Raw genomic sequence first — 12,772 nt, forward strand, 5'->3', positions numbered from 1 at the left:
AAGGAGAGTGAGATGCTTCTGGAAGGTTTTGGCCCGCAGATTCTGCTGGGCACCCTGGCTACCGTCAAACTGGCGCTATGTTCATTGCTGATCGCCGTCCTGGCCGGGCTGATTGGCGCCAGTTCCAAGTTGTCGTCCAATCGATTGTTGCGCGCACTGGCCGCTGGGTATACGACGGCGATCCGCAGCATGCCGGACCTGGTGATCATGTTGCTGCTGTTCTTCAGCCTGCAGATGTTGCTCAACCGGATGACCGATTGGCTGGGCATCACTCAGATTGACATCGACCCCTTTCTGGCCGGTGTCGTGACGCTGGCGTTCATTTACGGGGCCTACTTTACCGAGACGTTTCGCGGTGCCTTCCAGGCAGTCCCGGTGGGGCAGATCGAAGCGGCGAGGGCTTACGGCATGACCCGTGGGCAAACCTTTCGCAAGGTCCTCTTTCCACAAATGCTGCGCCACGCCTTGCCGGGCATCGGCAACAACTGGCAGGTGCTGATCAAGTCGACGGCCCTGGTGTCGATCATCGGCCTGACCGACGTGGTCAAGGCCACGCAGGATGCGGGCAAGGGCTCGATGCAGTTCTTTTACTTCACCCTGGTCGGCGGCCTGATTTACCTCGCCATTACCACGGTCTCCAATGGCGTGTTGCTGTGGCTTGAGCGCCGCTACTCGGTCGGCGTCAGGAAGGCTGCGCTATGACCGCCATTCTCGAAAATTACTGGCAGGCTTACCTGTGGAGTGACGGGCCACACTTTTCCGGGCTGGTGGTGACCTTGTGGCTGCTGATTCTGGCGGTGGCGATGGGTTTTTTGCTGGCTGTGCCGTTGTCGATGGCCCGCGTCAGCCGCAACCCGCTGCTGCGCCTGCCGGTCTGGTGCTACACCTACGTGTTTCGTGGCACGCCGTTGTACATCCAGCTGTTGTTCTTCTACACCGGGGTGTACAGCTTGCATGTGGTGCGGTCCCAGGACTTTCTCAACGCGTTTTTCCGTGACGGCTTCAATTGCACGGTGCTTGCGTTCGGGCTCAATACCTGCGCCTACATGACCGAGATTTTTGCTGGCGCTATCAGGGCGACCGCCCACGGTGAAGTCGAGGCCGCCAGTGCCTACGGAATGAGTCGGTTCACGCTTTATCGGCGGATTATCCTGCCGTCGGCGTTGCGCCGCGCGCTGCCGTTTTTCAGCAATGAAGTGATCCTCATGCTGCATTCCACTTCGGTGGCCTTTACCGCGACGGTGCCCGATTTGCTGAAGATCGCCCGGGATGTCAACTCGGCAACCTATGCATCCTTCACTGCTTTTGGCATTGCCGGCGTGTTGTACGCCGCCTGTGCTTTTTTCCTGATCTGGCTGTTTCGACGCGGCGAACTGCATTGGCTGGCCTACCTCAAACCGCGCACGCACTGACCCCTATCGGACTTGCTCGAATGTATAAATTGATCGTTGAAGATATCCATAAAAACTACGGCAACCATGAAGTGTTGAAAGGGGTTTCGCTCAAGGCCAAGGCGGGTGATGTGATCAGCATCATCGGCTCCTCCGGGTCCGGGAAAAGTACCTTCCTGCGTTGTATCAACCATCTTGAACAACCGTCGTCCGGGCGCATTGTCGTCAACGACGAAGAGTTGCTCACCCGCAAAAACTCAAGGGGCGAGTTGAGTGTGGTTGATCCCGGGCAGCTGCGGAGCCTGCGCAGCCGGTTGTCGATGGTGTTCCAGCACTTCAATTTGTGGAGCCACATGACCGTGCTGGAAAACATCATCGAGTGCCCGATGAGCGTGCTCGGTATCAGCCGGACGCAGGCGCTGGAGCGGGCGCGTCATTACCTTGCCAAGGTGGGGCTGCCACAAAAAGTCGAGGTCCAGTACCCGGTGCATTTGTCCGGCGGCCAGCAACAACGGGTGGCCATTGCCCGTGCATTGGCCATGGAACCCGAGGTGATGCTGTTCGACGAACCGACCTCGGCCCTTGACCCTGAACTGGTGGGTGAGGTGCTCAAGGTCATGCAGCAACTGGCCGAAGAGGGCAGGACGATGGTGGTCGTCACCCACGAAATGGCGTTTGCCCGGCAGGTGTCGAACCACGTCATGTTTCTGCATCAGGGGCGGGTGGAGGAGTCGGGAGCGCCAGGCACGCTGCTGGAACAGCCGCAAAGCGAGCGGTTGCAGCAGTTCCTGGCCGGGAGTCTCAAGTAGCTGCCCGTTAATCTGCGAAAGAAAGGCACCGGCGTTCAATTGCGGGTGCCCAGGGGAGACAGACTTCACAAGGGGGATTTCTGACAGCAGTGCCGAGAGAGTATTTCGACTTTCCAGGCGTGAAGGATAATTTCGAGTACTAACGTCAGCACAGCAATCGACCGGCTGCTTTTGGCCGGTAGTTGCCCGTCGCGAGAGGCAGAAAACGGCCAGGAGCGGACATTTCATGATTGGCAATTCCGGCAGGTAACGGCATCCTCACCATCGCTTGCGGTACTCTTCCATTGGCGCTGTTTAGGCCCGCAGCTTTCGTTTTGGAAAGTTTCGGAGCATCGGTACTACTTGGCGTGATGTGTGGGCTTCTGTTGCTGTGCTTCATCGCCACTTGGCGTCTGCCGATTACGCAAAAGGCAAACAATGACGATGTTCCCGTAGACGCAGCGTCAATTTGAAAAACGTCGATACCCGGTATTAAGCGAACACTGGGTGCGATGTATTGTGAACGAAGCGCATCAAGCTGGAGATGATGTGAGAAGCATCTGGCCCAACGCCCCTGAGGGTGGCCGAAGCAAAGTTACGCTGTTTCGGCAATCCCAAAAAATACAAACCCGGTACGTGCTCCGCCTGCCCATTGTGCTGAGCCAGGCTCCCATTGGCCCCCGTGTGTAAGCCTGACAAAAAACCAAGGTTCGGACGATATCCGGTCGCGAAAACCAAACTGTCCACTTCGGTGTGCTGCCCATCGGCCCAGATCACACCCGTTGACGTTACCTCCGTGAACATCAGCTTACGCTCAAAAAGTCCCTGCTTCATGGCTCGACGATAGGTGCCATCATCCAGTACGGGGGTACTTTGATCATTCAGCCAACGAGTCTTCTCCATCCCTGTCCACTTGAGCCAAGCATGAAAATCCACGCCGAGGATTTTTTGCGGAAAAAATCGAATCGATTCCTTTGTCGCCAATACGACGCTGCTGACTTGAGCCAACTCATGGGCAATTTGTACAGCTGAGTTGGCCGCACCTATGACCACTACTCGTTGATCACTGAAGCCGTCGACATTTCGGTAATCAGCACTGTGTAAACGTTGCCCGCGAAAGCTCTCCAGCCCCTGAATATCAGGGATGAACGGCTGATTGAATCCGCCAGTGCAAACGATCAATGCTTTTGAGCAGAAACACTGACCATCAGATGCCTGAAGCAAAAATAGTCCATCCTCCCTACGCACTTTCTGGACTCGTATGTTCTGCCGAATGGGTAGCTGGAAAGCGTCCGCGTACTGCTCCAAGTAACGTACGACTTCATCGCGTAGCGGATAATGCTTGGCTTCAGCTGGAAAAGGCATCCCAGGTAACGATGAGTAAGCAGCAGGGGAAAAAAGTCTCAGACTGTCGTAGTAATTACGCCAGTTTCCACCTGGCTGGCTCTCGGCATCCAGGATGAGAAACCTGAGGCTCTGCTGCCGCAGATGCCAACCGCACGCGAGCCCGGCTTGGCCCGCACCAATAACGATGGCATCCATGGGCTCATTAATTACATTCATGTATGCGCACTCATGCATATATTATGATAATAAAAAAACTACTCTGAGCCACTAGGGCAGCAAAACGGGGCCAGACTCTTCATATGCTGGAGAATAGCTTCGAGCCGTGTCACCACCGCCGCCCCATCCACCTCATAGAACATCTGCCGGCTGACCTTGGTAGCACGGACGATGCCCGCCTCTGATAGCACTTGCAGATGACGAGATACCACAGATCGCTCTTGAGGTACCCCTTCGGCAATCTCGGCGATATCCGCACGCCCCAGTTGCATGACTCGCTTGAGCACAGCTACCCGCGACGGCTCGCAAAGAGCTTTGAAGAAGGCTCCATCGAGAGAGTCGATTGCTGCATCAATTGCCCGGGAACGTATAGAGGTTCGGTTCGTCATGCGGATGACTATATATGCATATCTATGCACACGTCAATTCGCCGAACAGACGTCAACAACAGATCCCAAGCGGTCAATACCGCGTCGTGGACAGGCGACAAGGCTACAGCGGCTAAGTCTGCTAGCCTTGAGGGCTTTGGGAGCTATAGAAGGGCTGATAATGCAGATGTTTAAAATCGAGGCGAACGGATTGAGTCAGCTCCGTGAGGCTCTGAGTCAAGCAGCATTGCCCTTTGATGATGTAAGCGACCCGGGGCGGCAGTTTTTCCGTTTTGAGATAGACGGAAAATGGATCGCGTACGGCGGGCTGGAGGGTTCTGATCAGGACATGCTGCTTCGCTCACTGGTCGTTTGTGATTTACATCGTGGGAAAGGACTGGGCAAAGCTGTGCTGTCTGAACTGGAACGATATGCTGCCTCCCAGGGTGCGCTTCGGTTGCACTTGTTAACTCAAAGCGCTACGGGATTTTTTACAGCCAATGGGTATGAAGTTTTCGATAGGGGTAATGCGCCGGTCGTTATCAGTCAAACCGTCCAGTTCAAGCATTTGTGTCCTGCATCGGCAACCTATCTACGAAAGTCGTTAGGCAACGTGGTTGTTACGAAGTAGCCCGTAAATTCGCGTTTATGGACGGGATCCGTGTTGTGAGTGTATGTCCGCACTTGGCCGTTTTCTGCCCGTCGCGAGAGGCAGAAAACGACTGTGGATTCAACCCATGGCTGTCAGTGACGGCCCGGGTCTGCAAGGCAAATCGACAACGCAATCACTTCTTCGCGGGTTTACCACTGGCGGGAATGTGCAGGTACGACATCACGCTTTCAGTCAGTTCGGTGGCCAGTTTGACCGCTTCCTTATTGCGCGCCATCACGCCGGCGACCAGGCCTTCGATCAGGGCCAGCACGGCGATGTTGGAGCTGGTCAGCACCGGGTGGTCGCAAGGGGCAAACAGCGTGTGTTCGGCAATGCCGGTGAGCGGCGAGGCGGGTGAGTCGGTGATTGCCAGCACGGATGCGCCGCGTTCATTGGCGAAGCGTGCCAGTTGCAGGGTGTCGAGGGAGTAGCGGGGCAGGGAGATTGCCAGCAACACGTCCTGATCGGTGATCGCGGCCAGGCGGTAGGCGGCATTTTCGTTGCCACCCTCCATGCTGATGGCCGTGGCGTCGGCACAGAAGGGCATCAGGGTCGACGCGGCGAGGCCGGCGAAGTAAACACTGTTGCCGAACCCCAGGATGTAGATTTTGCGTGCCGTGCTCAGGCGAGTGACGAAGGCTTCAAAGGTGTCGGCGTGGTTGTTGGTCACCGCCGTGGCCAGGTTGCTGCTGGCGCTCTGCAGTTGCTCATGCAGGCCAAACGCGCCGCCCGGGCGATGGGCCAGTTCGTTGCGCAGTTTGTCCACCGGCGAGACCATCTGCTGCAAGGTTGCGACCAGCTCGGCCTTCATGCCGCTGTAGCCACCGAGGTCCAGCGCTTTGGCCAGGCGGTTGACGGCGGCGGGTGAGGTCAGTGTTTCGTGAGCCATCTCCTCGATGGTCAGCGTCGCGGCCTTGAGCGGGTGACGCAGGATGAAGTCCGCCACCTTGCGCAGTGACGGTGGCAGTTCGGAAACGATTTCCGTCAGTTTGCGCATGACCGGCGCGGCATAGACGGTGGTGTCTTTCGATGGGGTTGGCATATCCGGCTCAACGTTTCCTGAAGGTGAGAGAAGGGCTGTGCCTGATGCCCTGACAAGGTTGGCCGGAGTGTATCCCAAGCCTGCCTGGTCAGGGCAGCGCCGAGCAGTGGACGGGTGGCGGTCTTACTTCAGACTCCCGGCCAGAAACTGCCGCAGGCGTTCGGACTGCGGGTTGACCAGCACCTCACGCGGGTCGCCGCGCTCTTCGACAACGCCCTTGTGCAGGAACACCAGTTGGTTGGATACCTCACGGGCAAAGCCCATTTCGTGAGTCACCACCACCATGGTGCGGCCTTCCTGTGCCAGGTCCTGCATGACTTTGAGCACTTCGCCAACCAGTTCGGGGTCGAGGGCCGACGTCGGCTCATCGAACAGCATCACTTGCGGTTCCATCGCCAGGGCGCGGGCAATCGCCACGCGCTGCTGCTCGCCACCGGACATGTGCGCCGGCCAGGCGTGCTTGCGGTGCGCCACACCGACTTTGTTCAGGTAGTGCTCGGCCTTTTCCCGTGCCTCTTTCTTGCTTTGGCCCAGCACATGCACCGGGGCTTCCATGACGTTTTCCAGAGCGCTCATGTGCGACCAGAGGTTGAAATGTTGAAACACCATCGACAGCTGCGAACGCATGCGCTGTAACTGTTTGGGTTCGGCCGCTTTCAGCCCGCCAAGTTTGTTGGTCACCAGCTTGAGCGGTTCGCCATTGAGCACGATGTTGCCTGCATTGGGTTGCTCCAGCAGGTTGATGCAGCGCAGGAAGGTACTTTTGCCGGAGCCGCTGGAGCCGATGATGCTGATCACGTCGCCGGCCTGCGCTTGCAGGGACACGCCCTTGAGCACCTGGTGCGCGCCGTAGCTTTTATGCAGGTCCTGAACTTCAAGTTTGTACATGGTTTGAACTCTCTGGAATCAGTCGCTGAGCAAGCGACCCTGGCGAATGGGGGTGATGCCTGCCACTTTGGCCAGCCACAATCCAGGCTGGGCAAAACGCAGGCGTTCGCGGGCATAGAGAATGCCGTCGGTGCTGGCGCTTACCACGCTATGGCGGTCGGTCAGCGGGTCGATGACTTCGAACAGCGGATCGCCGACCTTGACCTGGGCACCCAGCGGTTGCAGAAAGCTCACTACACCGGGATGGGGCGCACAGGCGTACTGGGCGCCGGCGAATGGCATGGCCTGGCAACGGCTCGGCGGTGCCGCTGGCCAGTCACCGCTGATCAGGCCCTGTTCGGCGAGATAGCCAAGAATGGCTTGGGCGCTGTCGGCGCATTGTTCGCGCCCGGTGTCTGCCATGCCGCGCAATTCGATGGTGGTGGCCGCGCACGCCAGGGGAATATCGGCTTCGGGAAACCGCTCGGCCAGGCGCAGCCAGGCAATGGCGCAGGCTTCGTCGAAGGCGCTGCCGCCGGCACCTTCGGCCAGCAACGTGACTTGCGCGCCGAGGCGTGCGGCCAGTGACTGCAAGCGTGGCCAGTGTTGCGGCATCGCATACAGCAACATGATCGATTCGAAGTCGCAGTGCAGGTCCAGCACCACATCGGCGTCACAGGCATGCTGCAGCAACAGGCGGCGCAGGCCGTCGAGTTCCGAGGCCGGTGCCGGCAGGGCTGCGAGGGCATCGCCCATGGCGCGGCGGATCAGGGCGATGTTGGCGTCGGCGTCGTCTGTCAATTTGCCTTCCAGCAGCGGTGCAACGGCATCGACCAACTCCGGGAAGTCGCGATTGAAGTTCTTGCCGCTGGAAAACTCGAAACGCCCCTGATGGGTGGCCTGGAACATCTGGGCGATACCGATCGGATTGGCCATGGGCACCAACTCGATCACTCCGGTCAGGCGGCCTTGAGTTTCCAGTTCCAGCAGACGGCGCTTGAGTTCGACGGCGACGCGCATCCCCGGCAACTCGTCGGCATGCAATGACGCCTGGATGTAGGCCTTGCGTGCTCCACTGCCAAAGCGGAACAGCGACAGCGTGCGTTCGGTGCCCGAGGCACTCCACGGCAACAGGTGTTGAATGTGCTCCATGTCAGCTCCTTAGTGCTTGCGCGGTGCCTGGTACGCCAGCCAGCGGCGCTCGGCCAGCTTGAACAGACGCACCAGAATGAAGGTCAGGGCGAGGTAGATGAGGCCGGCGGTGATAAATGCCTCGAACGGCAGATAGAACCGTGAGCTGACAGTCCGCGCGGCCCCGGTGATGTCGACGAGGGTGACGATGGAGGCCAGGCTGGTGGTTTGCAGCATCATCAGCACTTCGTTGCTGTACTGCGGCAATGCCCGGCGCAAGGCCGACGGCATGAGAATGCGCCGGTACAGGGTCAGGCGGGACATGCCCATGGCCCTGGCGGCTTCGATCTCGCCGTGGTTGGTGGATTTCAAACTGCCGGCCAGCAGCTCTGCGCTATAGGCACTGGTGTTGATCGCGAAGGCCAGGCAGGCGCAAAAGGTGGCGCTGGAGAGGTACGGCCAGAGCAAGCTTTGGCGCACCGCTTCGAACTGCGCCAGGCCGTAATAGATCAGGAACAATTGCACCAGCATCGGCGTGCCGCGAATCACGTAGGTATAGAGCCAGGCCGGGAAGTTGATCAGCGGCGATCGCGAGACCCGCATCAGCGCCAGCGGAATCGCCAATACCAGGCCCAGGGCCAGGGAAATGAGCAGGACTTTGAGGGTCAACAAAGCGCCATTGAAGTACAGCGGCAGGTTTTCCCAGATCAGGTTGTAGTCGAGGATCATGGGTGGCTCCCCTCACAGTTCGGCGGCTTTGATGCCGACCGAATACTGTTTTTCCAGATAGCGCAGCACCAGCAAGGACAGGCTGGTGAGCATCAGGTACAGCGCCGCCACCGCGAGGAAAAACGTGAAGGGCTCGTGTGTGGCATCCGCTGCGTTCTTGGCTTTGAACATCATGTCCTGCAAGCCGATCACCGAGATCAGCGCGGTGGATTTGGTCAGTACCAACCAGTTGTTGGTGAATCCGGGAATGGCGAAACGAATCATCTGCGGTACCAGGATTCGCCAGAACACCTGCGCACCGCCCATGCCATAGGCCACGCCGGCCTCGGCCTGGCCTTTGGGGATCGCCATGAAGGCGCCGCGAAAGGTTTCCGAGAGGTAGGCGCCAAAAATGAAGCCCATGGTGCAGACGCCGGCGATGTAGGGGTTGATGTCGATATAGCGGGTGTAACCGAGCGCCAGGGCGAGGCGGTTCACCAGGTCCTGGCCGCCGTAGAAGATCAGCAGGATCAGCACCAGGTCTGGAATGCCGCGAATCAGGGTGGTGTAGCTTTCCCCGAGCAGGGCCAGCCATTTGAGCGGCGAGAGGCGAAAGGCTGCACCGATCAGGCCCAGGGCAATCGCCAGGGACATGGAGGTCAAGGCCAGGTTGATGGTCAGCCAGGCGCCATCGAGAATGCTCGATCCGTAGCCGTGGAGCATGATGAAGTTCCTCAAGCGAGCGCCGCGAGGCGCGCAGGACAAGCCCCGGCAGACGCCTGCAGGGGCCGGCGCCGGGGGCAGGTTTCAGGGGGCTGGCTTACTCGCCGTAGATATCGAACGCGAAGTACCTGGCCATCACTTGCTGGTACTTGCCATTGGCTCGAATGGCGTCAATCGCGGCACTCAGGCGCGCAACGTTGGCACTGTCGCCTTTGCGCACGGCGATCCCGGCGCCCCGACCAAAATATTTCGGGTCGTTGATATCGGGTCCTGTCAATGCGAAACCCTGGCCCGCCGGTGTCTTGATGAAACTCTCATAGGTGTTGACGATGTCGGCTAGGGTGGCGTCCAGACGACCCGAGACGAGATCGAGGAAGGCTTCATTCTGCGAGGAGTAGCGCACCACGACGACGCCGGCTTTTTCCAGTTGCTCGGTGGCAAAACGATCGTAGGTCGAGGAGCGTTGCACGCCGAGTTTCTTGCCCTTGAGGTCGACCAGAGGATCGTTGATCACATTGCCGGCCTTCATCGCGAACTTGCCCGGCGTGTGGTAGTACTTTTTGCTGAAGTCCACGGACTTCATGCGGTCTTCGGTGATGGACATCGACGACAGCACGGCATCGATCTTGCGCACTTTGAGCGACGGGATCATGCCGTCGAACTCCTGAATGACCCACTCGCACTTGACCTTCATTTCTTCGCACAAGGCGTTGCCGATGTCGTAATCGAACCCGCTGACGTTGCCCTCCGGTGTCTTGAAGGAGAAGGGCGGGTAGGCGGCTTCGATACCGATACGCAGGCTGTCTTCGTCGGCATGTGCCAGAAAGCTGAAAGCGCATAGCGCCAGAGCACCTAGAAGTTCTGTCTTGTTCATATTGTTGACTCCCTGGAGGGCATTGGGGGGACGGGTGCCCGCCATCCGGGTTGGCGCGGTGGATCAGTCCTGTGATCGGCGAGGTTATAAATGACACAATAAAAATCCATATGCAATAGATATGAAAATAAACATATCAGTCTCGGGTATGACAAAGTGCACCTGTGGCCGTTCGGTCCAGGCACTGGTGAGCATTTCTGCGGGTTTTCACAACGATTTTTCCGGGGGACGAAAGAGCGCTTTTTGGCGGCTCTCGTTCGGTTCACAGGCTGATCGACAGGGCTGCCGTCGCTGCAAAGTCATAGGGCTGATGGCCAAGGCTTCGCTTGGCCACTGCATGCTTCATAAGCGCTGGAGCGGCGGTTTTTCCTGGTGCGCAAGGTCTGCGGCCTGAGTTGCACGCAATGCACCCTGCAGCATACTCATCACCATCTCATGCAGCAGCTTGCGGCGTGCTCCAATGCCGGCCTGGGGCTTCCCGACCCAGGCCGGCAGCTGATTGAGCAGGGAAACGATACCGTTCATGGTTGCGCGCAGGGTGGCGCCAGCCGGTTGACCGGTGAGCTGCTCTATGGCCTCCACCAGGTGCTCCTCGTAACGTCCGCGCAGGGTCAGGATCGAGGCCTGCTGTTCGCAGCTCAAACAATGGAGGTCGTACTCAGCCAGGCGGAAATGCGCGGCCATGCGCTCGTGGAGCCGCAGGTGCGCCTCAAGCAGGCCGTGCAGTCGTGCAGTGGGGGCGGATTTGCGTCGGGTCACCAGGCGGGCGCCATCAAGCAACGCTTCGTAGAGCTCCTCAATCAGTTCAAACAGCAGTGCCTCTTTGTTATCGATGTGGTTGTAGAGGGAGCCGGCCGTGATCCCCAGGCAAGTGGCCAGGTCGCGCATGCTGACCCGGCTGAAACCGTGCCTGGCGAACAGCTCGACCGCCTTGTGCCGCGTTTCCAGGTAGCGCGTGTTGCGCTCTTCGTCGACAGGTATGGCAAAAAGGGATCTGGAAGTCTGCATGTTGCTCATCCACCTCATACGCGAAACTGCCCCAACAGCCGATTGAGCTGACCCGCCAGTTGGCCCAGTTCCTGGCTCGCCGCGTTGGAACGGTCTGCTGCCTGGGCATTTTCGTGGGCCAGAGAGGCTGCTCGGGTCACATTCTGGTTGATGTCTTCGACCACGTGTGACTGCTCCAGGGTGGCGCTGGCGATCGAGGCGTTCAGTTCAGTGACATTGCGCAGCGCGCCGAGTACCTGGTGCAGGCTTTCAGCCGTTTGGTGGGCCTGTTCCACGGTTTGTCGGGCGGCCTGGCTGCTGGCATTGATGACATCCACCGCGGCTCGCGAGTTGCCGTGCAGGCGCTCGATCATGTCCTGGATTTGCGCGGTGGACTGCTGGGTGCGCTGTGCCAGCAGGCGCACTTCGTCGGCCACCACCGCGAAGCCGCGACCCTGTTCGCCAGCGCGCGCCGCCTCGATGGCGGCGTTCAGCGCGAGCAGGTTGGTCTGCTCGGCGATGGCGCGGATCACTTCCAGCACGCTGCCGATCTGGGTGCTTTCCCGGGCCAGGCTCTGGATTACCTCGACGGCCTGGCCGATGGTATCGGACAACTGGTCGATCTGGAGCAGGCTGTTGTCGATGTTGTGTTGGCCCCGGCGTGCCTGCTCTTCGGCCTGGCGAACTTCGTTGGCCGCGTGCTCGGCGTTCTTCGCCACTTCCTGCACGGCGTAGGAAACCTCATGGATGGCGGCGGCGACCAGCTCCATCTGCTGCGATTGCTGCTGGCTGTGGTTCTGGCTATCGGCGGCGATTTCACCGAGTGACTTCGAAGCCTGGTCCAGGCTGTCGGCGGACTGGATGGACTGGCCAATTACGCCACGCAGCTTGTTGGTGAATACGTTGAAATGGCGGCTCAAGTCTGTCAGTTCATCACGCCAGCGGTTATCCAGATGGCGGGTCAGATCGGCTTCGCCGCTGGCGATGTTCTCCATTGCATCAACTACCCGCGCCAGTGGCGAGGCGATGCTGCGGGCAATCAGCAGGATCAGCGTACTGAGCAGCAGGGTGATCGTCAGCAATATGACGAAAGCCTGGAGCAGCTGGCGGCGGAATTCGACCTGCACGTCGTCGATGTAGATGCCCGAGCCGACAATCCAGCCCCAGGGCTTGAACAGTTCGACGTAGGAAACCTTCTCTACCGGTGCGTCGGAACCCGGCTTGGGCCAGCGGTAGTGCACCAGGCCGGCGCCATCGCGTTTGGCGGTGGCGACCATTTCGTCGAACAGCGCCTTGCCGTCCGGATCGAGCGTGCCGGCCATGCGCTTGCCCTCAAGCTTGGCATTGGGGTGCATGACCATTTGCGTGTCGAGGTCTTCGAGCCAGAAGTAGTCCTCGCCGTCGTAGCGCAAGTCGCGCATGACTGCGATGGCCTGCTGCTGCGCCTGCTCACGACTGAGGCCCTGGCCTTCCAGGCTTTGGAAGTGGCGCAGGATGCCGCTGGCGGTCTCGACCACGTGGCGGGTTTTCAGCGCCTTGGCCGTGTAAAGGTCGTCATGGCTCTGCTTGAGCATCAGGCCGGCGAGAATCAGCAGCATCAGGATGGATGTCAGCAAAATCAGCCACAGACGCCGGCTAATGGAAATATTGCGCAAGCCGGGCATGGGCAACTCCGCGA

At 59.2% G+C, this 12,772-nt stretch carries 14 protein-coding genes and 1 pseudogene; 4 read left to right on the plus strand and 11 right to left on the minus strand.

The features are described from left to right. Positions 1-12 precede the first annotated feature (12 nt). From Q8X48_RS28695 to Q8X48_RS28705, 3 genes are read left to right on the plus strand one after another with little or no spacing between them, the layout of a single operon-like run. Complete coding sequence (locus Q8X48_RS28695) at positions 13-702, plus strand: ABC transporter permease (protein ID WP_407802030.1); 690 nt, start codon at positions 13-15, stop codon at positions 700-702. Then, complete coding sequence (locus tag Q8X48_RS28700; protein ID WP_007978207.1) at positions 699-1,412, plus strand: ABC transporter permease; 714 nt, start codon at positions 699-701, stop codon at positions 1,410-1,412. Before Q8X48_RS28695 ends, Q8X48_RS28700 begins: the two co-directional genes overlap by 4 nt. A gap of 20 nt (positions 1,413-1,432) precedes the next feature. Further along, positions 1,433-2,200: an ABC transporter ATP-binding protein gene (locus tag Q8X48_RS28705; protein ID WP_407802031.1), complete on the plus strand. Its 768-nt coding sequence runs from the start codon at positions 1,433-1,435 to the stop codon at positions 2,198-2,200. A gap of 471 nt (positions 2,201-2,671) precedes the next feature. On the opposite strand, the gene Q8X48_RS28710 is transcribed toward Q8X48_RS28705, so the two are convergent. Further along, positions 2,672-3,742, minus strand: a complete 1,071-nt coding sequence (locus tag Q8X48_RS28710; RefSeq protein WP_407802032.1) for a flavin-containing monooxygenase — start codon at positions 3,740-3,742, stop codon at positions 2,672-2,674. 38 nt (positions 3,743-3,780) lie between these two features. Next, positions 3,781-4,131 (minus strand): ArsR/SmtB family transcription factor, encoded by a 351-nt coding sequence (locus Q8X48_RS28715; protein WP_126045418.1) that lies wholly within the window; start codon positions 4,129-4,131, stop codon positions 3,781-3,783. A 160-nt stretch (positions 4,132-4,291) separates the two neighbouring features. Here Q8X48_RS28715 and arsN2 point away from each other — a divergent pair, with 160 nt between their 5' ends. Beyond that, positions 4,292-4,741 carry an arsenic resistance N-acetyltransferase ArsN2 gene (gene arsN2, locus Q8X48_RS28720; protein WP_407802034.1) on the plus strand — a complete coding sequence of 150 codons (450 nt, stop codon included), beginning with the start codon at positions 4,292-4,294 and terminating at the stop codon, positions 4,739-4,741. A 154-nt stretch (positions 4,742-4,895) separates the two neighbouring features. Here arsN2 and Q8X48_RS28725 read toward each other — a convergent pair whose 3' ends face one another. From Q8X48_RS28725 to Q8X48_RS28765, 9 genes and pseudogenes are all read right to left on the minus strand, one after another. Further along, positions 4,896-5,804, minus strand: coding sequence for a MurR/RpiR family transcriptional regulator (locus Q8X48_RS28725; protein ID WP_095966926.1), 909 nt, complete (start codon positions 5,802-5,804; stop codon positions 4,896-4,898). A 123-nt stretch (positions 5,805-5,927) separates the two neighbouring features. Beyond that, complete coding sequence (locus Q8X48_RS28730; RefSeq protein WP_407802035.1) at positions 5,928-6,692, minus strand: ABC transporter ATP-binding protein; 765 nt, start codon at positions 6,690-6,692, stop codon at positions 5,928-5,930. 18 nt (positions 6,693-6,710) lie between these two features. Further along, on the minus strand, positions 6,711-7,823 hold the full coding sequence (locus Q8X48_RS28735; protein ID WP_407802036.1) for a succinylglutamate desuccinylase/aspartoacylase family protein: 1,113 nt from the start codon (positions 7,821-7,823) through the stop codon (positions 6,711-6,713). 9 nt (positions 7,824-7,832) lie between these two features. Then, complete coding sequence (locus tag Q8X48_RS28740) at positions 7,833-8,531, minus strand: ABC transporter permease (RefSeq protein WP_126045508.1); 699 nt, start codon at positions 8,529-8,531, stop codon at positions 7,833-7,835. A gap of 12 nt (positions 8,532-8,543) precedes the next feature. Then, the gene (locus tag Q8X48_RS28745; protein WP_407802037.1) at positions 8,544-9,233 is read right to left on the minus strand and encodes an ABC transporter permease; all 690 of its coding nucleotides are present in this window, start codon (positions 9,231-9,233) and stop codon (positions 8,544-8,546) included. Positions 9,234-9,330: 97 nt separating this feature from the next. Then, positions 9,331-10,107, minus strand: coding sequence for an ABC transporter substrate-binding protein (locus Q8X48_RS28750; RefSeq protein ID WP_407802038.1), 777 nt, complete (start codon positions 10,105-10,107; stop codon positions 9,331-9,333). 342 nt (positions 10,108-10,449) lie between these two features. Continuing rightward, entirely contained in the window at positions 10,450-11,133 is a 684-nt protein-coding gene (locus Q8X48_RS28755) for a TetR/AcrR family transcriptional regulator (RefSeq protein WP_407802039.1), read from the minus strand. After that, positions 11,130-11,864 (minus strand): methyl-accepting chemotaxis protein, encoded by a 735-nt coding sequence (locus tag Q8X48_RS28760; protein WP_442085990.1) that lies wholly within the window; start codon positions 11,862-11,864, stop codon positions 11,130-11,132. Before Q8X48_RS28760 ends, Q8X48_RS28755 begins: the two co-directional genes overlap by 4 nt. A gap of 123 nt (positions 11,865-11,987) precedes the next feature. After that, positions 11,988-12,758 (minus strand): annotated as a pseudogene (locus tag Q8X48_RS28765) (cache domain-containing protein); the annotation flags it as partial. Positions 12,759-12,772 lie beyond the last annotated feature (14 nt).

It is taken from the genome of Pseudomonas sp. QLc11A (assembly GCF_052112305.1).
GTDB lineage: Bacteria > Pseudomonadota > Gammaproteobacteria > Pseudomonadales > Pseudomonadaceae > Aquipseudomonas > Aquipseudomonas laurylsulfatiphila.

Bases quoted from the DNA above. Each gene is read 5' to 3' on its own strand.
- Q8X48_RS28695 (WP_407802030.1), top strand. From the start codon at position 13: ATGCTTCTGGAAGGTTTTGGCCCGCAGATTCTGCTGGGCACCCTGGCT.
- Q8X48_RS28700 (WP_007978207.1), top strand. From the start codon at position 699: ATGACCGCCATTCTCGAAAATTACTGGCAGGCTTACCTGTGGAGTGAC.
- Q8X48_RS28705 (WP_407802031.1), top strand. From the start codon at position 1,433: ATGTATAAATTGATCGTTGAAGATATCCATAAAAACTACGGCAACCAT.
- Q8X48_RS28710 (WP_407802032.1), bottom strand. From the start codon at position 3,742: ATGAATGTAATTAATGAGCCCATGGATGCCATCGTTATTGGTGCGGGC.
- Q8X48_RS28715 (WP_126045418.1), bottom strand. From the start codon at position 4,131: ATGACGAACCGAACCTCTATACGTTCCCGGGCAATTGATGCAGCAATC.
- arsN2 (WP_407802034.1), top strand. From the start codon at position 4,292: ATGCAGATGTTTAAAATCGAGGCGAACGGATTGAGTCAGCTCCGTGAG.
- Q8X48_RS28725 (WP_095966926.1), bottom strand. From the start codon at position 5,804: ATGCCAACCCCATCGAAAGACACCACCGTCTATGCCGCGCCGGTCATG.
- Q8X48_RS28730 (WP_407802035.1), bottom strand. From the start codon at position 6,692: ATGTACAAACTTGAAGTTCAGGACCTGCATAAAAGCTACGGCGCGCAC.
- Q8X48_RS28735 (WP_407802036.1), bottom strand. From the start codon at position 7,823: ATGGAGCACATTCAACACCTGTTGCCGTGGAGTGCCTCGGGCACCGAA.
- Q8X48_RS28740 (WP_126045508.1), bottom strand. From the start codon at position 8,531: ATGATCCTCGACTACAACCTGATCTGGGAAAACCTGCCGCTGTACTTC.
- Q8X48_RS28745 (WP_407802037.1), bottom strand. From the start codon at position 9,233: ATGCTCCACGGCTACGGATCGAGCATTCTCGATGGCGCCTGGCTGACC.
- Q8X48_RS28750 (WP_407802038.1), bottom strand. From the start codon at position 10,107: ATGAACAAGACAGAACTTCTAGGTGCTCTGGCGCTATGCGCTTTCAGC.
- Q8X48_RS28755 (WP_407802039.1), bottom strand. From the start codon at position 11,133: ATGAGGTGGATGAGCAACATGCAGACTTCCAGATCCCTTTTTGCCATA.
- Q8X48_RS28760 (WP_442085990.1), bottom strand. From the start codon at position 11,864: ATGGAGCTGGTCGCCGCCGCCATCCATGAGGTTTCCTACGCCGTGCAG.